Source organism: Pseudomonas sp. PGPR N4 (assembly GCF_059693665.1).
The window spans coordinates 838,665-857,419 of the sequence record NZ_JCAUKV010000002.1 but is presented as its reverse complement, the minus strand read 5'-3'; the positions used below and the strand labels follow the sequence as shown (position 1 = coordinate 857,419).

The window sequence follows — 18,755 nt, the reverse complement described above, 5'->3', positions numbered from 1 at the left end:
TAACGCAAGCGGCTGGGTACTTTCTGCAGGCAACAAAAAACCCCGGCATGCGGGGCTCTTGTGGGTCTGCGTTGTCTGGGGCAGGGGCCGCTTTGCGGCCCCAACCACCGCAAATCTTACTGCTTGGCAGCCTCGCCCACAGCGCCAGCAGCCTTGTTACCGGCCATATGCGGCAGCGAGTTGTAATACGCCTCACCCTTGGCCGAGTCGTACATACCTTCCCAACGAGCGATGACCAGCGCGGCCAGGGCGTTGCCAATCACGTTCAGGGCGGTCCGCGCCATGTCCATGATGCGGTCGACACCGGCGATGAATGCCAGGCCTTCCAGCGGGATGCCAACACTGCCCAGGGTCGCCAGCAGGACCACGAACGACACGCCCGGCACACCGGCGATACCTTTGGAGGTGACCATCAAGGTCAGCACCAGCAGCAGCTGCTGGCTCCACGACAGGTCGATGCCATACAGCTGGGCAATGAAGATTGCCGCGATGCTCTGGTACAGGGTCGAGCCGTCGAGGTTGAACGAGTAGCCGGTCGGAACCACGAAGCTGCAGATCGACTTCGGCGCGCCGTACTTCTCCATCTTCTCGATCACACGTGGCAGCACGGTCTCGGAGCTAGAGGTGGAGTAGGCGAGGATCATCTCGTCTTTCATGATGCGCATGATCTTGATGATCGAGAAGCCGAACATCCGCGCGACCAGGCCCAGCACCATGAAGGCGAAGAAGGCGATGGCGAAGTACACCAGCACCACCAGCTTGGCCAGCGGCAGCAGCGACGAGAAGCCGAAGTTGGCGACGGTCACGGCGATCAGGGCGAACACGCCGATCGGGGCGTAGTTCATGATCATGTGGGTGACCTTGAACATGGTTTCCGATACGGCCTGGAAGGTGCGTACCAGCGGATCACGCAGGTCAGCCTGCAGGCTCGACAGGCCCAGACCGAACATCACCGAGAAGAAGATGATCGGCAGCATTTCGCCGCGGGCAACCGCTGCAAAGATGTTCGAAGGAATCAGGTTGAGCAGGGTCTCGATGAACGCATGCTCATGCTGCACCTCGGCCGCAGTGGCCTGGTACTTGGAGATGTCCACCGTACCCAGAGTGCTCATGTCGATGCCGACACCAGGGTGGAACAGGTTGGCCAGGCCCAGGCCGACGACGATGGCAATGGTCGTCACCACCTCGAAGTACAGAATGGTCTTCAGGCCGATGCTGCCCAGCTTCTTCGCGTCGCCAACCCCGGCGATGCCCACGATCAGCGACGAAATCACGATCGGGACGACGATCATCTTGATCAGGCGAATGAAGATATCACCGGCAGGCTGCAGGACATTGGTGATCCACCATGCCTTTTCTGCACTGAAATGGTTCAGCAGCGCGCCGATTGCAACGCCCAGTACAAGCCCTATGAGGATTTGCCAGGCGAGGCTTAGTTTTGCCTTCTTCATGTCGTTACCTTTTCTTCTAGTGGTCAGGGGCATCGAGCGGAAACGCGCGTGCCAGAGCCATTAGAAGCATGCTTGGCAGCGAGATTGTTCCGTACGACGACTCCATCGAAGGTCAGCGCAAGCGAGCGGTTCGGCGCTCTGGCTAGCGAAAAAGGCGGCAACTATTGCTACGCAGGCGGGGTCAGTCTAATGCCGGAAACGACTACCCTATGCCGGATCGGCATAGTAGACCGAGGCAAAACGACGCAGCTGCAAGTCATTGATTTATAACGTTCGGCTTTCCGAACAAGACCAAAGCGCCATGAAACGGCCAATTTGGCAGATATGGCATGGTCATGCACAACTTCTGTTCGACAATCCGAATGGGATGAACAGGGTGTAGGAAAGGAGAGGTTACGGAGGAAAATAATTCGATGTACGGTCACGACAAAATGTGTCTTCAGCACAATTTGGCGACAAGCGTTCGGAGCACATCCATAGACGCTTCGGAAGCCAGGCCTGGCACAGTGCATTCGGCACTGCCAGACCTGAGACTTCCGATGCCATCTTTTCCTGACCCGGCCCAATCGATGGAGGCACTCCCTGTACCCCTAGGCCACTCCGACCCTGCAACAGTCAGAACAGCCCGGCCCCATGGTCATGTGCCAACCCTCTTCGAGTCGGCGCACCATAGAAGCCTGAACCTTAGAAAGGTTCGGCTTCTATTGCATTACAGTTGCGTGAACTTTAGTCAGTACCACTTCGGATCACGCTTGAGCTGCTCCTGCAACATCGCCTTCATGCCGTCATCCGGCTTGCCCAGCCAGCGGTATTGCGCATGGCGGGTTGGCGACTTGTCCTTGGGCAATCCCTCGGGTACTTCCACGAGCATCCCGTAGGCATCGTCCTTGTCCCAGCTAAACGCCACGATCAGGCGCTTGTAGGTGCAGTTGTCAGCCGATTCGCACAGCGGACCGACAAGGTACTTGTCGCCATCCTCTGTCACCGCCGACATCTGCTCCTGCGAACTGCCGCTGAGGTTGATCACCCATTCGGGCAATCGCTCCTCCCCTTTCAGGGTGTCCTGCCAGGTTTCAACATACTCGGGGTCTGTCGCCAACAATTGGTTGGCGTGGACCTGGCCATCATTGGCCGCCATCGCCGCCGCGCTACTGCCCAACAGCAGGGCAGTAGCCAGGGCTTTGCTGATCATCCGCTTCATGGCTTAGCGCCTGCCGCGCCCGAAGAAGAACGAAGCAATGAACAGCACCAGGAAAACGATGAACAGGATCTTGGCAATACCGGTAGCGGCGCCAGCGATACCACCGAAGCCCAGCACGGCAGCGACAATGGCGATGATCAGGAATGTGATAGCCCAACTAAGCATGATGAATCTCCTTTTTCCCTTGAAATTGTATGCAGGCGCCTCAGAACACCCAGCGATCCTGCGGTACTACGTTTTGCACAGTGGCGGGGGACGAGGCCTTTGGCGACGGCTGTGGATCTGCCGCACGCACCAGGTTGTTGGCACGGGTCGCCTGAATCTGGCTCAACAGCGCTGTCTGCGCTGCCACCTGATCGGCCAGTCGTGCAGTCTGCAGGCTGTAGTAAAACTGGCCGGCGGCCAGGGTTACCAACAGGGCAAGTGCCACGAACAGAAACTGACGTACTGGCACTGCGGTGGTCTGCGACTGGTTGACTGGTTGGCGACTCATGTCGATGTCTCCTGCAATGTTCTTGTTAAACGCTATGAACAAGTAATTGCAGCCTGCATGCCAGTCTTGCCAATGTTAAAAAACGTATATATTTCAAGTACTTAAAAACATGTAGGCATTGTCTGTAGGACGTATCCTGCACGATGGGGCCGTTAGCGTCGTGCGTATTGCACGACTCAGCCCTCGACCTTGGTCGCTACCTTGAGCAAATCAGCGTCAACCCCGCGCACACCAAGGATTTGCCGCGCGACCTCCACAGCGATGGTTTTCTGCTCCCGGCTGACCACCTCACCCGCCAAGCGAACCATGCCTTGCTCACTGCTGACCTTCAGGTTGAGGCCATCCAGGTTACGGCTGTAGCCGTAGCTGCTCTGAATCTTGTCGATGATCCAGCTGTCCGAGGGTTGCTCGCCCTGCACTGCGGCCACCGGCGTTTCCCGCGCCTTGGCCATCGCCGCTGTGTCGAGGCTGATCAGGTTGTTGACCAGGTGGATACCGTCGGTGGTGCGTGCCAGCACGCCTGCCACTTCCTTGGCTTCGACCCGGTCGACGCGACCGCGCAAGGTGACCACACCATCGCGACTGTCTACTTCAATTGGCGCCTTGCTGGTTACCTGCGCCCAGGACAAACGCGCACGGACGATAGCCGTCAGGGTCGCATCCTCCAGCCGCTGGGCGTAAGCGCGCAGGTCCAAGGACTGCTCGACCAGACCGGGGTTGACCTGCAACTGGTTATCCACCTGCTCGATGCCGCGGGTAGCCAGCGCTACGTCCTCGGCCAGCTTGCGCTCCACGGCGCTTTCGACCTCACCGGTGAGGCGCGCCTGCTGCTCCTGCACCGCCACCTCGATACGAAACGGATTGAGCAGACGGTTGAGCGACAGTGCGGTTTGCAGCGCGCCTTGCAGGCGGGCGTCTTGCAACGGATCAGCAAACACCGGAGAGGCGAAAGCGGCGATGGACAGCGCCAAAACGGCGCTTCGTGGGGAAAATGCCATGCTGAGTGCTCCTTTTGAAACAAATCCAAATATCTTCGCAACCACCGTGCCAGGCAAAAATCACTGATAAAAACCTTTATATTCAATTGGTTAACCGAATACGCGACCAACGGCTAGCATGCAAAGGACGGAATCCTTCAGAATTGACCATGCAACTTGCCCGATCTTTCCGACACTAACTCAGATAAATCCTAATGGAGCGTAGGAAAATGGAGTCTACCCAGGACAATCAAGGCCGCATTCTGCTGGTAGATGATGAGTCCGCTATCCTGCGAACCTTCCGCTACTGCCTTGAAGACGAAGGCTACAGCGTGGCCACGGCCAACAGTGCGGCCCAGGCCGAGGCGCTGCTGCAGCGTCAGGTATTCGATTTGTGTTTCCTCGATCTTCGCTTAGGCGAAGACAACGGGCTCGATGTACTGGCGCAGATGCGCGTGCAGGCACCGTGGATGCGCGTAGTGATCGTCACTGCCCATTCGGCGGTCGATACCGCAGTAGATGCGATCCAGGCTGGCGCTGCTGACTACTTGGTCAAGCCGTGCAGCCCGGACCAACTGCGCCTGGCCACTGCCAAGCAGCTTGAAGTACGCCAGCTGTCGGCGCGTCTGGAAGCCCTCGAAGGCGAAGTACGCAAGCCCAAGGACGGCCTCGACTCGCACAGCCCGGCAATGATGGCCGTGCTGGAAACCGCGCGGCAGGTGGCGACCACCGACGCCAACATCCTTATCCTCGGCGAATCCGGCACTGGTAAAGGCGAACTGGCCCGGGCCATTCACGGCTGGAGCAAGCGTGCGCGCAAGGCCTGCGTGACCATCAACTGCCCATCGTTGAATGCCGAGCTGATGGAAAGCGAGCTGTTCGGGCATACCCGCGGCGCCTTCACCGGTGCCAGCGAAAGCACCTTGGGGCGGGTCAACCAGGCGGATGGCGGGACCCTGTTCCTCGACGAGATCGGCGACTTCCCGCTGGCTCTGCAGCCCAAACTGCTGCGTTTTATTCAGGATAAGGAATATGAGCGCGTCGGCGATCCGGTTACCCGCCGTGCCGATGTGCGCATTCTGGCCGCAACCAACCTCAATCTGGATGACATGGTCCGCGAAGGGCGCTTCCGTGAGGACCTGTTGTACCGCCTCAATGTCATCACCCTGCACCTGCCGCCACTGCGCGAGCGCAGCGACGATATCCTGACCCTGGCTGACCGTTTCCTCGCCCGCTTCGTCAAGGAATATGCGCGGCCGGCACGTGGGTTCAGCGACGAGGCCCGCGCGGCCCTGCTCAACTACCGTTGGCCAGGCAACATTCGCGAGCTGCGTAACGTGATCGAGCGCGCCAGCATCATCTGCCCGCAGGAGCGGGTTGAAGTCAGCCACCTCGGCATGGCCGAGCAAACCACCAGCAATGCACCGCGAATTGGTGCTGCGCTGAGCCTGGACGAGCTGGAACGGGCCCATATCGGCGCGGTGCTGGCCTCCAGCGATACCCTTGATCAGGCTGCCAAGACGCTTGGGATCGACGCCTCGACGCTGTACCGCAAACGCAAGCAATTCAACCTGTGAAGTGGCCCATGAAGCTGCGTGCGAGGCTCTTTTTAAGCATTTCAGCGCTGGTCACGGTGGCGCTGCTGGGCCTGCTACTGGGCCTGGTCAGCGTTTTGCAGATGGCCTCGACTCAGCAAGCGCTGGTGCGTGATACCACCCATACGCTGGAGTTGGGCCTCAAGCTGCGGCAGAACCTCGGCGAACAGTTGATTCTGATTCTGGACGAGGACAGCGACGCCGACAGCCTCAACAACCTGCAGACCCAGTTCCAGACCTTGCTCAGCCAGGGCTTGCAGGAAGGCGGCGAGAAAACCGGTTTCAGCAAGGCCAGCAGCAATTACCAGGCCTTCCTCCAGGCCTACCGGCAAACCCCCAATCCTGCCCGCAGCATGGCCACCGACAAGCCCCTCGGCGCTGCTTTCAATCAGGTCCGCACCGACCTTATCGACTCCTACAAGCAGTCACTGGAGCAGATATCCCGCAGTGAAGAGGCCAGCCGTGACCGCGCGCTGCTGATCAGTGGCCTGCTCGGGCTGATGGGCTTGACTGTGCTGATCCTCGGCTTTGTCACTGCGCACAACATCGCGCGCCGCTTCGGCCTGCCGATCGAAGCCCTGGCCAAAGCCGCAGATGAAGTCGGCCAAGGCAACTTCAATGTCACCCTGCCGCTGTCCCAGGCTACCGAACTGAACCAGCTGACCCGCCGCTTCGGGCTGATGGCAGACGCCCTGCGCAAGCATCAGGCGACCAATATCGACGAAGTCCTCGCTGGTCAGCAGCGCCTGCAAGCTGTGCTCGACAGCATCGACGACGGGTTGCTGATCATTGACCAGCAAGGCCACCTCGAGCATCTCAACCCGGTTGCCCAGCGGCAGCTGGGTTGGGAAACCAGCCGCCATGGCACCAGCCTGGTCGAGGCGCTGCAACGTCCCGAGCTTGAACAGCAGCTGCGCCAGGTATTGCGCGGCGGCAGCCTGGACCGGCCACCGGAAGACCTGAGCATTGAAGTCGAAGACGAAACGCGCCTGCTGTCGTACAGCCTGACCCCGGTCAGCCATCCGCAAGGGCCGATTCTGGGTGCGGTGATGGTGCTGCATGACGTCACCGAGCAACGTGCGTTCGAGCGCGTGCGCAGCGAGTTCGTGCTGCGCGCCTCGCATGAGTTGCGCACCCCGGTCACCGGCATGCACATGGCCTTTGGCCTACTGCGCGAGCGGATCTCGTTCCCGCCACAGGCCCGCGAAAACGACCTGCTCGACACCATCGGCGAAGAAATGCAGCGCCTGACCCAGTTGATCAATGATCTGCTCAACTTCTCCCGCTATCAGAGTGGTTTGCAGAAACTCGAGCTGGCCCACTGCGGTGTCGAAGAGATGCTTGAGCGGGCGCAGGCGCGCATCGCCGAGCTGACAGCGGACAAGCAGGTCGAGCTGGTGATCGAGCTCGAACAGCCATTGCCACGTATCCAGGCCGACGTTGCCCAGCTTGATCGGGTGCTGGACAACCTCCTGCACAATGCCGTGCGCCATACGCCTGATGGTGGCCGGATTCGCCTGCATGCGCGGCGCCACGGCGAGCGGGTGATCATCAGCGTCGAAGACAACGGTGAGGGTATTGCCTACGGCCAGCAAGGGCGGATCTTCGAACCCTTCGTTCAGGTTGGGCGCAAAAAGGGCGGGGCAGGCCTCGGGCTGGCCCTGTGCAAGGAAATCGTCCAGCTGCACGGTGGGCGCATGGGGGTCATTTCAAGGCCAGGCGAGGGCACCCAGTTCTACATGGCCCTGCCAGTCTGAACCCGCTCACGGCTCATCATCGATGCGCCGTGAGCGGACTCGCCGCCCACGAGTAATCAGCTCGGCGAACTGGCGGGCGCTGAGTGGATGGGCAAACAGCCAACCCTGGCCATAGTTGACCCCTTCGCTATTGAGCAGCAGCGCCTGATCCTCGCACTCGATGCCCTCGGCGATCACCCGCAGGTGCAGGTCGTGGGCCATGCGGATGATGTGCGGTGCCACGCCACTGCTGGCGGCATCATGGCCAAGCGCGTCGATGAACGCCTTGTCGATCTTCAGGCAATCCACCGGCAAGGTCTGCAGGTAGGCGAGGCTGCAATAGCCGGTGCCAAAGTCATCGATCAGCACCTGATGGCCAACCGCGCGCAAGGCTTGCAGGTTGTCGCGCGCCACCACCACGTCGATCAGCCCGCGCTCGGTGACCTCAAAGGCGATCTGGCTGGCCGGGACCCGGTGCAAGGCCAGTAAACGCGCGGCCACCGGCCCGATCCGCGGCACCATCACATCGCACGCGGCAAGGTTGACCGAGATGTACAGCTGGCGGTTGGCGCGCAGCAACTGGCCCAGTTGCTCCAGCACTCGCTGCAACACAAAGTCGGTGATTTCGCGGATCTGCCCGGTGTTCTCGGCCAACGGAATGAACAGGTCGGGGCTGGTCAGGCTGCCATCCGGGCGGCGCCAGCGCACCAACGCTTCGGCACCGACGCAGCGCCGGCTGTCCAGCTCGAAGATAGGCTGGTAAAGCACCTGCAGTTCACCCCGGCGTAGTGCGTTCTGCAGCTCGGAGCTCATCGAACGGCGCTGCCGAATCAGCTGCAGCACCAGCCAGCCGATGCAGCAAGCCAACAACAAACTGCCCGGAAACAACAGCCAGAGCAGGCCGTTCATCTTCAGGGGCAGGCCCACACGCGGGGCGATCAGCACCAGTTGATAGTCCGGCGATTTGGTCGGCATGCTGTAGATCAGCCGGTCGCTCTGCTCGAACAATGACTGGCCCGAAGGCGGCGGCCATTCGGCCAGCGGTGGCCACGGCTGAGCCGGGCCCAGCACGGGGATAGCTCGGCTGCCATGATCGAGCACTACCAACAGGCTCCCTCCCGGTGGCAGATCGACCACATCGGTCAGATGCCCGCGCGAGGTCGACACCAGAAACTTGCCCCGGCCAAGCATCAACGCGGCCAGGTTTTCATCAGGTTCAGTAGTGGTGTTGAGCCAGTAGCTGTAGGTGGGCCCGCGGATATCCGGTGGGCGCAGCGGCTGCATGGCGCTTTCCTTGCCACGGCTGGAGCAGAGTTCGTTGCCGTCCAGGTAAGCGGTTTCGTAGATGAAGCGCGAGCTCAGGCTGACCTGCTGCAACGCCGCCAGCATGCGCCCGTCGCAGCCGCGCAAGGGCAGCGCCTGCAGCTGATCGACGCCCTCGCGCAGTTGCCCAAACACCTGCTCCAGACGCTCGAGAAACCGCTCGCCCTGGGCGTTCATCTGCGCGCTTTCGCTTTCTTTCATCTGTTGCAGGGCAACGCCAACGCTGCCGGCAATCAACAGGACGGCGCTGGCCAGGGCCGCGAATGCGGCCAGCAGCCAGGGACGGTGGAAAATTTGGCGCAACCCATCGAGAAAGGTCGGCATCGCACTCATCCAGTTGATTACCAAAGGTATAGCAACGGATCGGGTAATCAGCATCGCCGTCTGGCGTATTACTCACGACTGCCACCCACGCATAGCTCGGCCAACACACTCAGGCAGTCGGTGCAGCAGCCTCAGCGCATCTGATTGAGTACTTGCAGCATGGCCGCGGTTTGCGCGTCAGGTTGCCCGTCAAAGCGCTGCGGGCGGAAACGCATCTGGAACGCCGCCAGCACGTGCCGGGTAGCTACATCCAGCTCGCCGGTCTGCTCGATCGCGTAGCCAAACCGCGCCAGCTGCTGCTGATACCAGTTGATGCTGGGCGGATTGACCGCAAAGAAGCCCTGCTGACGCGCGACTGCGTTGCCATCAGGCCAGATGCCGAGGCCTGCATCCGCCAGGCGCTTCCATGGGAACAGCGGGCCCGGGTCGAGCTTGCGCAGCGGTGCGATGTCACTGTGGCCAATGATGTAGCGAGGTTTGATGTTATTGCGTTTGACGATGTCTTTGAGCAGGGCAATCAGCGACTGTACCTGCGCCTCACTGTAGGGATACCAGACGCGGCCGTTGGGCGTGTCATCGAAACCGGGATTGACGATTTCGATACCGATCGAGGTCGAGTTGAGCCAGGTACGCCCATCCCACTGACTGTCGCCGGCATGCCAGGCGCGGCGGCTTTCGTCGACCAACTGATACACCGTGGCCGGGCCGTCGCCAATCAGGTAGTGGCTGCTGACTTCACCTTTGGTAAGCAGCGCGAGCGAGCGCTCCAGTGAAGCGTTGGTGTAATGCAGCACGACAAACTGGATGCGCTCATCCTGGTTCACAGAGGTGTGGCTGCGATCAATGCGCAGCCCCGAGCTACAGCCGGCCAGGGCCAGAACGAGCAGGGCGGTAAAGAGAGTTTTCATCGGCAGGGAACACATATCAGCAGCTACGAAGTTGCTACAGTATAACGTGCTCCCTGCCCACTGTTTGTAGGAAACCGCTTAGCCCTGCTCCACCCGATTGCGCCCCAGATCCTTGGCCCGGTACAACGCGGTGTCGGCACGCTTGAGCACCTGGTCGCCGCGCTCGCCCGTGCGAAAGGCGCTGATACCAATGGAGGTAGTGATCACTACCCGCTCGCCCTTGAAGTGGAACGGGCAGGCTTCGATGGCCGCGCGCAGGGTTTCAGCCACCTGCAAGCCGGCTGCCGGCGAGGTCTGCGGCAGCAACACGACAAATTCCTCGCCGCCAAATCGGGCAATGAAGTCGCGCCCGCGCATGCGCTTGCGCAACTGGTCGGCGACGATCTTCAAGACCTTGTCCCCGGCCAGGTGGCCGTAGCCATCGTTGATCCGCTTGAAATGGTCGAGATCGAGGATCGCCATCAGCAGGTGACCGCCATTTTCCTGCCAGTCGAGTACTTCGCGCTCGACCTGCTCGGACCAGGCGGCGCGGTTGGGCAGCCCGGTCAACGGGTCGATCAGGGCCTTCTGGCGTTGCTCTTCAAGGTGCTCGCGGTAGCCCAGCGCCTCCTGCTCCATGTTCGCCACACGCTCGGCCAAGCCGTGCAGGCGCCCAGCCAACTCCTGTTCGCGGCGGTCACGTTCCTGCTGATGGTCGTCGATGGTGACCAGCAGGCCTTCAAGGCGATTGTCGAGGACATGTTTGAGGCTGTTGAGGTCAGCTGCGCCCTGAACGCTGCTTTGCAGGCCATCAACCTGCTCCCGCAGTTGGCTGTCGAGTTCGCGGGCAGCACTGGTGTTGTCGGCATGCCCGGCACTGGCTTCGTGCAAGTGGCTCTGGAAGGTCTCCAGGCGCTCGTTCAGCTGCTGAAGGTACGCTTCGAACTCGTGCTGACCGCTGTCGGTAATGGCCAGCATCAATACGGCCAGGTCATCCAGCACCGGGATCAACTCGTACCAGTTCAAGCCACGTGCAACCCGCTCGCGCATTTCCAGCGCCTGCGCCTTGTGCCGTTCGGGCAGGCTGAGGTCGTCGAGCAACCCGATCAAGGTCTGTTCGATATGCAGGGCAACCTGGCTGTAGGGCGGCTCGACGGCGTCGGGCAAAGCGTAGGGGCCGTCGTCGTCGACTGGCTCAGCATCCACCTCTGGCGCCTCGCTCGGCCCCAGTTCGTCCGGCTCGACCTCTGCCAATGCTTGCTGCTGCGGTTCGCCGGGCTGTTCGTCACTCTCGCCCACCGATGTCAGTGGCCCTACCAGCGCAGGCCCTGACGACTCGGGCGCTACAGGTTGTACCTGCATGGGCTCAGTGAGTGCTGGCTGAACACCTTGCTCAACGACTGTAGGGAGGAAATCGGCTGCGCGGACGGGGATGACCGGCTCAGGAGCTGCTGGAGCCTGTACTTCGGCCGGCACGACGGGCGGCTGGGGCTCACTGGCGAGGATTGGCAGAGCCTGCGCTTCAGCACCGGGCACGTTCGGCGCGGGGCTGCTCGGCTCCGGCGTATCCGCGCGCGACTCGCTGTCGCTTTTGCCGAACAATCGTTGCAGAAAACCCGGGCGATGCTCATCGTCCTGGTTTTGCAGCGAACTCAGCGCTTTGCCCTGCAGGCCACTGAGTTCGCCTAGCAATGGCGGCAGTTCGCGAGACTGGCCAACGCCGCCGTCGAGTTTTTTCGCCAGTTTTTTCAGCGGCCGGGCGACTTCGCCAGGCAGCGGCAAACTCTGCAACTGGGTAACCAGTGCTGTCAGCGCGTCGCTGACCTGATTCATGCGGGTTTCGCGCCGCTGCTCGGAGTCGAGCACGGTTTTTTCAAGGCGCGGGATCAGGTTGGCAAGGCCAGCGTCCATGTTGTCGCTGCGGATGACCTCGCGCATTTCCTTCATGCACTGGTCCACCGCCTTGTCGCTACCCTCAGCCGCCAGGGTGCTGCGCACCAGGCCACGACGCAGCAGGTCGAGCCGAGCGTCCCAGCGACGCTCGAGCTTTTCCTGCTGTTCGATGCTTTTAAGGTATTTTTCTTTCCAACGCTCTGCGTCGTCTGTCATGCCCGGATCCACTGCGCGGTGATGGCAATTAGCTCAAGACGGGCAGGGTATCCACAGTCAATGCGTCAGGCAATCGAATCTCGACCGCAACTGGGAGGTGATCGGAAATTGGCTGGGCCAATACCTCGACACGCTCCAGCGTCAGGCTCGGGCTGAGCAGAATATGATCAAGGCAGCGCTGCGGGCGCCAACTCGGGAAGGTCGCTTCGACCTGCGGCGCAATCAGCCCAAGGTCGCGCAGTGGCGAGGTTTCCAACAGATCGTTGGCGTGGGTGTTCATGTCTCCCATCAACACCTGGTGACGATAGCCGCCAATCAGCTCGCGGATGTAGCTGAGCTGCATCGCACGGGTCTTGGCACCGAGCGCCAGGTGCATCATGACCACGATCAGCGCATCATCACCCTCGCCGAAGCGCACCAGGATAGCACCGCGACCGGCGGGGCCGGGCAGCGGGTGATCTTCCAGATGAGTCGGTTTGAGCCGGCTGAGGACGCCATTGCTGTGCTGGGCAAAACGCCCCAGGTTGCGATTGAGCTGCTGATACCAGTATGGGAACGCGCCCAACTGGGCCAGGTGCTCGACCTGGTTGATGTAGCCCGAGCGCATGCTGCCACCATCGACTTCCTGCAAGGCCACCAGATCGAAGTCGCTGATCAGCGCACCGATCTTCTGCAGGTTGCCGGCCCGACCGGTGTGCGGCAGCAGGTGCTGCCAACTGCGGGTCAGGTAATGGCGGTAGCGCTCGGTACTGATACCAACCTGGATATTGAAACTGAGCAGGCGCAGGCGACCATCTTCCGGGAGGCCGGGTGCCTGCAGGTGATGCTCGTTGACCTGCGGTTGATGCAGGCCAACGCCTCGGGTGGTTCGCACGCGAGCCATGGGTTCGCCGCTTACTTAGCGGCGCGCTCCTTGGCGATCAGCTGATCGGCGACGTTGAGTACGCCTTCCGGGCCGCCGGCGGTACCGAGGTCAAAGCGGTATTTGCCGTTGACGATCATGCTTGGAACACCGGTGATTTCGTACTTCTTCGCCAGTTCTTTGGCCTGTTTGACCTGGCCTTTGATAGCGAAGGAGTTGAAGGTGGCAAGGAACTTGTCTTTATCGACGCCCTGAGTGGCGAGGAACTCAGCCATGTCTTCAGGCTTGGTCAACTGCTTGCGCTGATTCTGGATCGCATCGAACACTGCGGCGTGAACCTTGTGCTCGACGCCCATGGCTTCGAGGGTCAGGAACATCTGGCCGTGAGCATCCCATGGGCCGCCGAACATGGCGGGAATGCGTTTGAAATTGACATCGGCAGGCAGCTTTTCAGCCCACGGATTGATCACCGGTTCGAAGTGGTAGCAGTGCGGGCAGCCATACCAGAACAGCTCGACGACTTCGATCTTGCCTGGCTGGGAGACTGCAACCGGGTTGCTCAGCTCGATATATTCTTTACCCGCGGTAGCCGTATCGGCTGCCTGAACGGCGGTGATACCGAAAACGCTGGCGGCGACCAGCGCAGCGCTGAGAATCAGTTTACGCATGCATTACTCCTGAGCATTCAGTGGTCACCTCGACGCGACCTCAACTAAGACCGGCCGGGAAGGGTGCGAGTTCGATAGTGTAACGGCAACAGACGAAAAAAAGGGCAGCCGGGGCGCAATGCGTCAGCCGAGCCTCGACCGACTGGCACCAACCCAGCCACCCTTCATCATTTACCAATCAATCATTAACTGAAGGTTAACCCCCTCAGTGCAGCCCCTGAATATAGCTCGCCAACGCCTCAACATCCTTGTTGCTCAGCTTGCTGGCGATGCTGCGCATGGTCATCGCATCACCATCGTTGGTGCGATTGCCTTCACGGAAGTCGGTCAGCTGCTTGCTGATGTATTGAGCGTGTTGGCCACTCAGATGTGGGAAGCCTGCCAAGGCAATGCCTGCGCCATCGGGCGAATGGCAGCCGGTACAGGCAGGCATGCCCTTGCTCAGGTCGCCACCATTGAACAAGGCACGCCCGCGCTCGACCAGCTTCGGATCGGCTGCGCCGACGCTGCCTTTCTGGCTGGCGAAGTAGCTGGCGATGTCGGCCAGGTCCTGGTCATTGAACGGTTCGAGCATGCCGGTCATTTCCAGCACCACGCGCTTGCCGGTCTTGATGTCGTGCAGTTGCTTTTCCAGATAGCGTTCGCCCTGGCCAGCGAGTTTCGGGAAATTAGGCGCCAGGCTGTTGCCGTCGGGGTTGTGGCAGGCACCACAGACGGCGGTTTTCGCCTGACCGGCGGCGGCGTCGCCTTTGATAGGGTCCGCAGCACTTGCCGCACCTGCAACCCCCATGGTCAACAGCAGACTCACGAATAGTTTGTTCATCAGCTAATCCAACACGGCTAAGGGTGAAATGTTATGTATCGGGACTGCCGCTCATCCAAAGGATGACCAAACGGTAGTCCTCGGTACTGCAGTCCATGCACAATCCACGCGGCGGCATAGCCTTGAAACCCTTGTTAACATGCGCCACCAGTACCTCCATACCCTGCGCCAGCCTTGGCTCCCAGGCCGCCACGTCACCCTTCATCGGGGCCTGTGGCAGTTGTCCGGCGTGACAGGCAGCACAGCTGCGGTTGTACAACGCCTCGGGATCCTGTGTAGCCTGTGCACTGAAAAACGGTAGGAACATACCAACAGCCATTAGCCATTGCGCCTTGCGTAACGACCTTTCAGGGTTGGGGGCCGCGCTGCGTTCTAATGCGCGAGCTATTGTTCGACACCCCATGTGCGCCTCCTTCGCTGGGAGAATGCACACACAAAAACTGGGGCATTATATACTTCCGCGATCCAAACGGAAACGACACTGCTTGCCGAGCCTGGCTCAGGCAACACCCACATCGGATATCCCATGCAAGTCAAGAACCCCATCCTCGGCCTCTGCCAGAAAGCCACCTTCGCCCTTAGCGCCGCCAAGGTCGATCAATGCCCGGAAGACCAGGGTTACGAGGTGGCTTTCGCCGGCCGTTCCAACGCCGGTAAATCCAGCGCCCTCAACACCCTGACCCATGCCAGCCTGGCGCGGACTTCGAAAACCCCAGGCCGCACGCAGCTGTTGAACTTCTTCAGTCTGGACGATGAACGGCGTTTGGTCGACTTGCCGGGCTACGGGTATGCCAAGGTGCCGATCCCGCTCAAGCAGCACTGGCAGCGCCACCTGGAAGCCTATCTGGGCGGCCGTGAGTGCCTGCGCGGGATCATTTTGATGATGGACGTGCGCCATCCGATGACCGATTTCGACAAGATGATGCTGGACTGGGCCAAGGCCAGCGGCATGCCCATGCACATTCTGCTGACCAAGGCCGACAAGCTCACCTACGGCGCAGCGAAGAACACCCTGCTGAAAATCCAGGCAGAAATCCGCAAGGGCTGGGGCGATACCGCGTCCATCCAGTTGTTCTCGGCGCCCAAGCGCCAGGGCCTGGAAGAAGCCTACGTGGTCCTGGCCGGCTGGATGGAACTGGAAGACAAGCCTGTCGAGTAAGCGCTGACGCGAGGGTGCTGTAAGCGGCAAATTGCCGCTGCAGCCAAATCGCAGGCAAAAAAAACCCCGGACTTCGTATGGGGAGGGGGAAGTTCGGGGTTCAAGTCCGGACCGTTAGGGCGGGGTCCAGATATTCTGCCAACACTTAACACAACATAGGAGCATCGAACGGCTTCACCAGCCATTCAGTAGATCTGAGTCCCGCTTCACTGGTTTAGTTCCTCAGCGCTTGCAATTATTTGCGCTAACAGGGGCTGCCTAGCCTGCAAAAACGCCTAAGCAACGTGGGTCCACGGATAGCCGCAGACCCCGCGCCAGACGTCTTAGTGCGCCTCGTCCCAGTTCGCCCCAACGCCGACTTCGACCAGCAACGGCACGTCCAGCTGAGCCGCGTCGCTCATGTGCGGGCGGATCTCGGCCTTGATCTGCTCGACCAGGTCTTCACGCACTTCCAGCACCAGTTCATCGTGTACCTGGAGGATCACCCGCGCATCCAGCCCGCTGCTGCTCAGCCAGTTATCCACAGCGACCATGGCGCGCTTGATGATGTCGGCGGCAGTGCCTTGCATCGGGGCGTTGATCGCGGTGCGCTCGGCGCCTTTGCGCAGGGCCTGATTCTTCGCGTTGATATCCGGCAGGTACAGGCGACGACCGAAGAAGGTTTCGACATAGCCCTGCTCGGCAGCCTGGGCGCGGGTGCGCTCCATGTAGGCGAGCACGCCTGGGTAGCGGGTGAAGTAGCGGTCAATATAGTCCTGCGACTGTTTACGGTCGACGCCAAGCTGCTTGGCCAAACCAAAGGCGCTCATGCCATAGATCAGGCCGAAGTTGATCGCCTTGGCGCTACGGCGCTGGTCGGTGGTGACGGCAGCCAGATCAACGCCAAATACCTCTGCAGCAGTCGCCCGGTGCACGTCCAGGTCGTTGCGGAAGGCATGCAACAGGCCTTCATCCTTGGCCAGGTGGGCCATGATCCGTAATTCGATCTGCGAGTAGTCGGCCGCGAGCAATTTGTAGCCAGGGCTGGCGATGAACGCCTGCCGAATACGCCGGCCTTCGGCGGTGCGGATCGGAATGTTCTGCAGGTTCGGATCACTCGACGACAGGCGCCCAGTGGCTGCCACAGCCTGCTGATACGAAGTGTGAATCCGGCCGGTGCGCGGGTTGATCTGGTGCGGCAACTTGTCGGTGTAAGTGCTTTTGAGCTTGCTCAGCGAGCGGTACTGCATCAGCACCTTGGGCAGCGGATAGTCCTGCTCGGCCAACTCGGCCAGCACTGCCTCGGCGGTAGATGCCTGGCCTTTGCTGGTCTTGCTCAGGATCGGCATGCCCAGCTTGTCGTAGAGGATCACCCCGAGTTGCTTGGGCGAGCCAAGGTTGAACTCTTCCCCGGCCAGGGCATACGCCTCGCGCTCCAGTTCGGCCATTTTCAAGCCAAGCTCGCCGCTCTGGATGGCCAGCAGATTGGCATCGACCAGCGCGCCCTGGCGCTCGATCCGCGCCAGTACCGGCACCAGCGGCATCTCGATGTCCATCAGCACCGGCTGCACGCTGGGGGTCTTCGCCAGGTGCGCCTGCAGTGCCTGATGCAGGCGCAGGGTAATGTCGGCGTCTTCGGCGGCGTAAGGGCCGGCCTTGTCCAGTGGGATCTGGTTGAAGGTCAGCTGCTTGGCGCCTTTACCGGCGATCTGCTCGAAGGTGATGGTGGTGTGGTCGAGGTACTTCTGCGCCAGGCTGTCCATGTCATGGCGGGTAGCGTTGGAGTTGAGCACGTAGGATTCGAGCATGGTGTCGTAGGCGACACCCCGCATATCGATGCCATTGGCCTCATCACCGCCAATTGCGCAGTTGGCCAGAATATTGATGTCGTACTTGGCGTTCTGGCCGATCTTGCCTTTGTGCGGGTCTTCCAGCAGCGGCTTCAGCGCCAGCAATACCTGGTCACGGTCGAGCTGGGCCGGTGCGCCTTCGTAGTCATGGGTCAGCGGCACATAGGCGGCCACATGCGGTTCGACCGCGAACGACACGCCAACCAGCTGCGCCTTTTGCGCGTCCAGCCCGGTGGTCTCGGTGTCGAAGGCAAACAGCGGCGCCTGGCGCAGTTTTTCCAGCCAGGCATCGAAGCGGGCTTGGTCGAGGATGGTCTCGTACTGCGGCTCGACCTTGGCCTGCGGCGCTTCTTCTACCGGCGCCGGCGCCAGCTCCTCGCCAACCTTTGCCGCATCACGCTGCACATCGGCGATCCAGCTCTTGAATTCCATTTCGGCATACAGCGCCAGCAGCGCGTCGCGATCCGGCTCCGCGCAGACCAGCGCATCGACTTCGATATCCAGCGGCACATCAATTTTGATGGTAGCCAGCTCATACGACATGAAGGCCGCATCGCGGTGCTCCTCGAGCTTGGCAGGCAGGCTCTTGGCGCCGCGAATCGGCAGCGCCGGGACCTTGTCGAGGTTGGCGTAGACGTCCTTCAAGCCACCGCCGATGCCGGTCAGCAGGCCGACGGCAGTTTTTTCGCCAACGCCGGGCACGCCGGGGATGTTGTCGACCTTGTCGCCCATCAACGCCAGGAAGTCGATGATGTGCTCAGGGCCGACGCCGAACTTCTCGTGCACACCGGCAATGTCCATGACGCTGCCGGTCATGGTGTTGACCAGGGTGATGTGGCCGTCGACCAGCTGGGCCATGTCCTTGTCGCCGGTGGAGATGATCACCGGGCGCCCGGCCGCCGCACTGCTGCGGGCCAGGGTGCCGATGACGTCGTCGGCTTCGACCCCTTCCACGCACAGCAGCGGATAGCCGAGTGCCTTGACGCTGGCGTGCAATGGCTCGACCTGCACCCGCAGGTCGTCCGGCATGCTCGGCCGGTTGGCCTTGTAGTCGGCGAACAGGGCGTCGCGGAAGGTCCCGCCCTTGGCATCGAAGACCACCGCGAACAGGCTGTCCGGATATTGCCGGCGCAGGCTCTTGAGCATGTTCAGCACGCCCTTGACGGCACCGGTGGGCATACCCTTGGAGGTGGTCAGCGGCGGCAGCGCGTGGAAGGCGCGATACAGGTAGGACGAACCGTCCACCAGGACGAGGGGAGCTAGGCTCATGAGCAGAATCAACCTTTTCGACGGGTCCGGCGCTAGAATAGCCAGATCA

The 18,755-nt window shown here is 61.0% G+C and carries 16 protein-coding genes; 3 read left to right on the top strand and 13 right to left on the bottom strand.

The features are described from left to right. Positions 1-116: 116 nt before the first annotated feature. From gltP to AC58X1_RS13585, 5 genes are all read right to left on the bottom strand, one after another. A complete protein-coding gene (gltP, locus tag AC58X1_RS13605) occupies positions 117-1,451 on the bottom strand; it encodes a glutamate/aspartate:proton symporter GltP (protein WP_101322692.1) in 1,335 nt (444 codons plus the stop codon). A 730-nt stretch (positions 1,452-2,181) separates the two neighbouring features. Then, positions 2,182-2,652: an inhibitor of vertebrate lysozyme family protein gene (locus AC58X1_RS13600; protein WP_101322693.1), complete on the bottom strand. Its 471-nt coding sequence runs from the start codon at positions 2,650-2,652 to the stop codon at positions 2,182-2,184. Positions 2,653-2,655: 3 nt separating this feature from the next. Then, a complete protein-coding gene (locus tag AC58X1_RS13595; RefSeq protein ID WP_101322694.1) occupies positions 2,656-2,817 on the bottom strand; it encodes a DUF1328 domain-containing protein in 162 nt (53 codons plus the stop codon). A gap of 40 nt (positions 2,818-2,857) precedes the next feature. Beyond that, the gene (locus tag AC58X1_RS13590) at positions 2,858-3,145 is read right to left on the bottom strand and encodes a hypothetical protein (protein WP_101322695.1); all 288 of its coding nucleotides are present in this window, start codon (positions 3,143-3,145) and stop codon (positions 2,858-2,860) included. Between the two features lie 176 nt (positions 3,146-3,321). Further along, positions 3,322-4,143, bottom strand: a complete 822-nt coding sequence (locus AC58X1_RS13585; protein WP_101322696.1) for a BON domain-containing protein — start codon at positions 4,141-4,143, stop codon at positions 3,322-3,324. A 209-nt stretch (positions 4,144-4,352) separates the two neighbouring features. On the opposite strand from AC58X1_RS13585, the gene algB reads away from it, so the two are divergent. Both algB and AC58X1_RS13575 read left to right on the top strand, forming a co-directional pair. Next, positions 4,353-5,699 carry a sigma-54-dependent response regulator transcription factor AlgB gene (gene algB, locus AC58X1_RS13580; protein WP_101322697.1) on the top strand — a complete coding sequence of 449 codons (1,347 nt, stop codon included), beginning with the start codon at positions 4,353-4,355 and terminating at the stop codon, positions 5,697-5,699. Between the two features lie 8 nt (positions 5,700-5,707). Beyond that, a complete protein-coding gene (locus AC58X1_RS13575) occupies positions 5,708-7,474 on the top strand; it encodes a KinB sensor domain-containing domain (RefSeq protein ID WP_150570249.1) in 1,767 nt (588 codons plus the stop codon). A gap of 6 nt (positions 7,475-7,480) precedes the next feature. Here the strand turns inward: AC58X1_RS13575 and AC58X1_RS13570 are convergent, their stop codons facing one another. The 7 genes from AC58X1_RS13570 to AC58X1_RS13540 form a co-directional block, all read right to left on the bottom strand. After that, positions 7,481-9,100: an EAL domain-containing protein gene (locus AC58X1_RS13570; RefSeq protein ID WP_371918891.1), complete on the bottom strand. Its 1,620-nt coding sequence runs from the start codon at positions 9,098-9,100 to the stop codon at positions 7,481-7,483. Between the two features lie 131 nt (positions 9,101-9,231). Beyond that, on the bottom strand, positions 9,232-10,023 hold the full coding sequence (locus AC58X1_RS13565) for an N-acetylmuramoyl-L-alanine amidase (protein WP_497428966.1): 792 nt from the start codon (positions 10,021-10,023) through the stop codon (positions 9,232-9,234). 63 nt (positions 10,024-10,086) lie between these two features. Next, positions 10,087-12,096, bottom strand: a complete 2,010-nt coding sequence (locus AC58X1_RS13560; RefSeq protein WP_497428965.1) for a GGDEF domain-containing protein — start codon at positions 12,094-12,096, stop codon at positions 10,087-10,089. A gap of 28 nt (positions 12,097-12,124) precedes the next feature. Then, complete coding sequence (locus AC58X1_RS13555) at positions 12,125-12,979, bottom strand: endonuclease/exonuclease/phosphatase family protein (protein WP_497428964.1); 855 nt, start codon at positions 12,977-12,979, stop codon at positions 12,125-12,127. An 11-nt stretch (positions 12,980-12,990) separates the two neighbouring features. Then, complete coding sequence (dsbA, locus tag AC58X1_RS13550; protein ID WP_101322702.1) at positions 12,991-13,626, bottom strand: thiol:disulfide interchange protein DsbA; 636 nt, start codon at positions 13,624-13,626, stop codon at positions 12,991-12,993. Between the two features lie 205 nt (positions 13,627-13,831). Beyond that, positions 13,832-14,449: a c-type cytochrome gene (locus tag AC58X1_RS13545; protein ID WP_101322703.1), complete on the bottom strand. Its 618-nt coding sequence runs from the start codon at positions 14,447-14,449 to the stop codon at positions 13,832-13,834. A 31-nt stretch (positions 14,450-14,480) separates the two neighbouring features. After that, a complete protein-coding gene (locus tag AC58X1_RS13540) occupies positions 14,481-14,768 on the bottom strand; it encodes a c-type cytochrome (protein ID WP_224785572.1) in 288 nt (95 codons plus the stop codon). 207 nt (positions 14,769-14,975) lie between these two features. On the opposite strand from AC58X1_RS13540, the gene yihA reads away from it, so the two are divergent. Then, the gene (gene yihA / locus AC58X1_RS13535; protein ID WP_101322705.1) at positions 14,976-15,608 is read left to right on the top strand and encodes a ribosome biogenesis GTP-binding protein YihA/YsxC; all 633 of its coding nucleotides are present in this window, start codon (positions 14,976-14,978) and stop codon (positions 15,606-15,608) included. Positions 15,609-15,931: 323 nt separating this feature from the next. On the opposite strand, the gene polA is transcribed toward yihA, so the two are convergent. Further along, the gene (polA, locus tag AC58X1_RS13530; RefSeq protein ID WP_101322706.1) at positions 15,932-18,706 is read right to left on the bottom strand and encodes a DNA polymerase I; all 2,775 of its coding nucleotides are present in this window, start codon (positions 18,704-18,706) and stop codon (positions 15,932-15,934) included. Positions 18,707-18,755 lie beyond the last annotated feature (49 nt).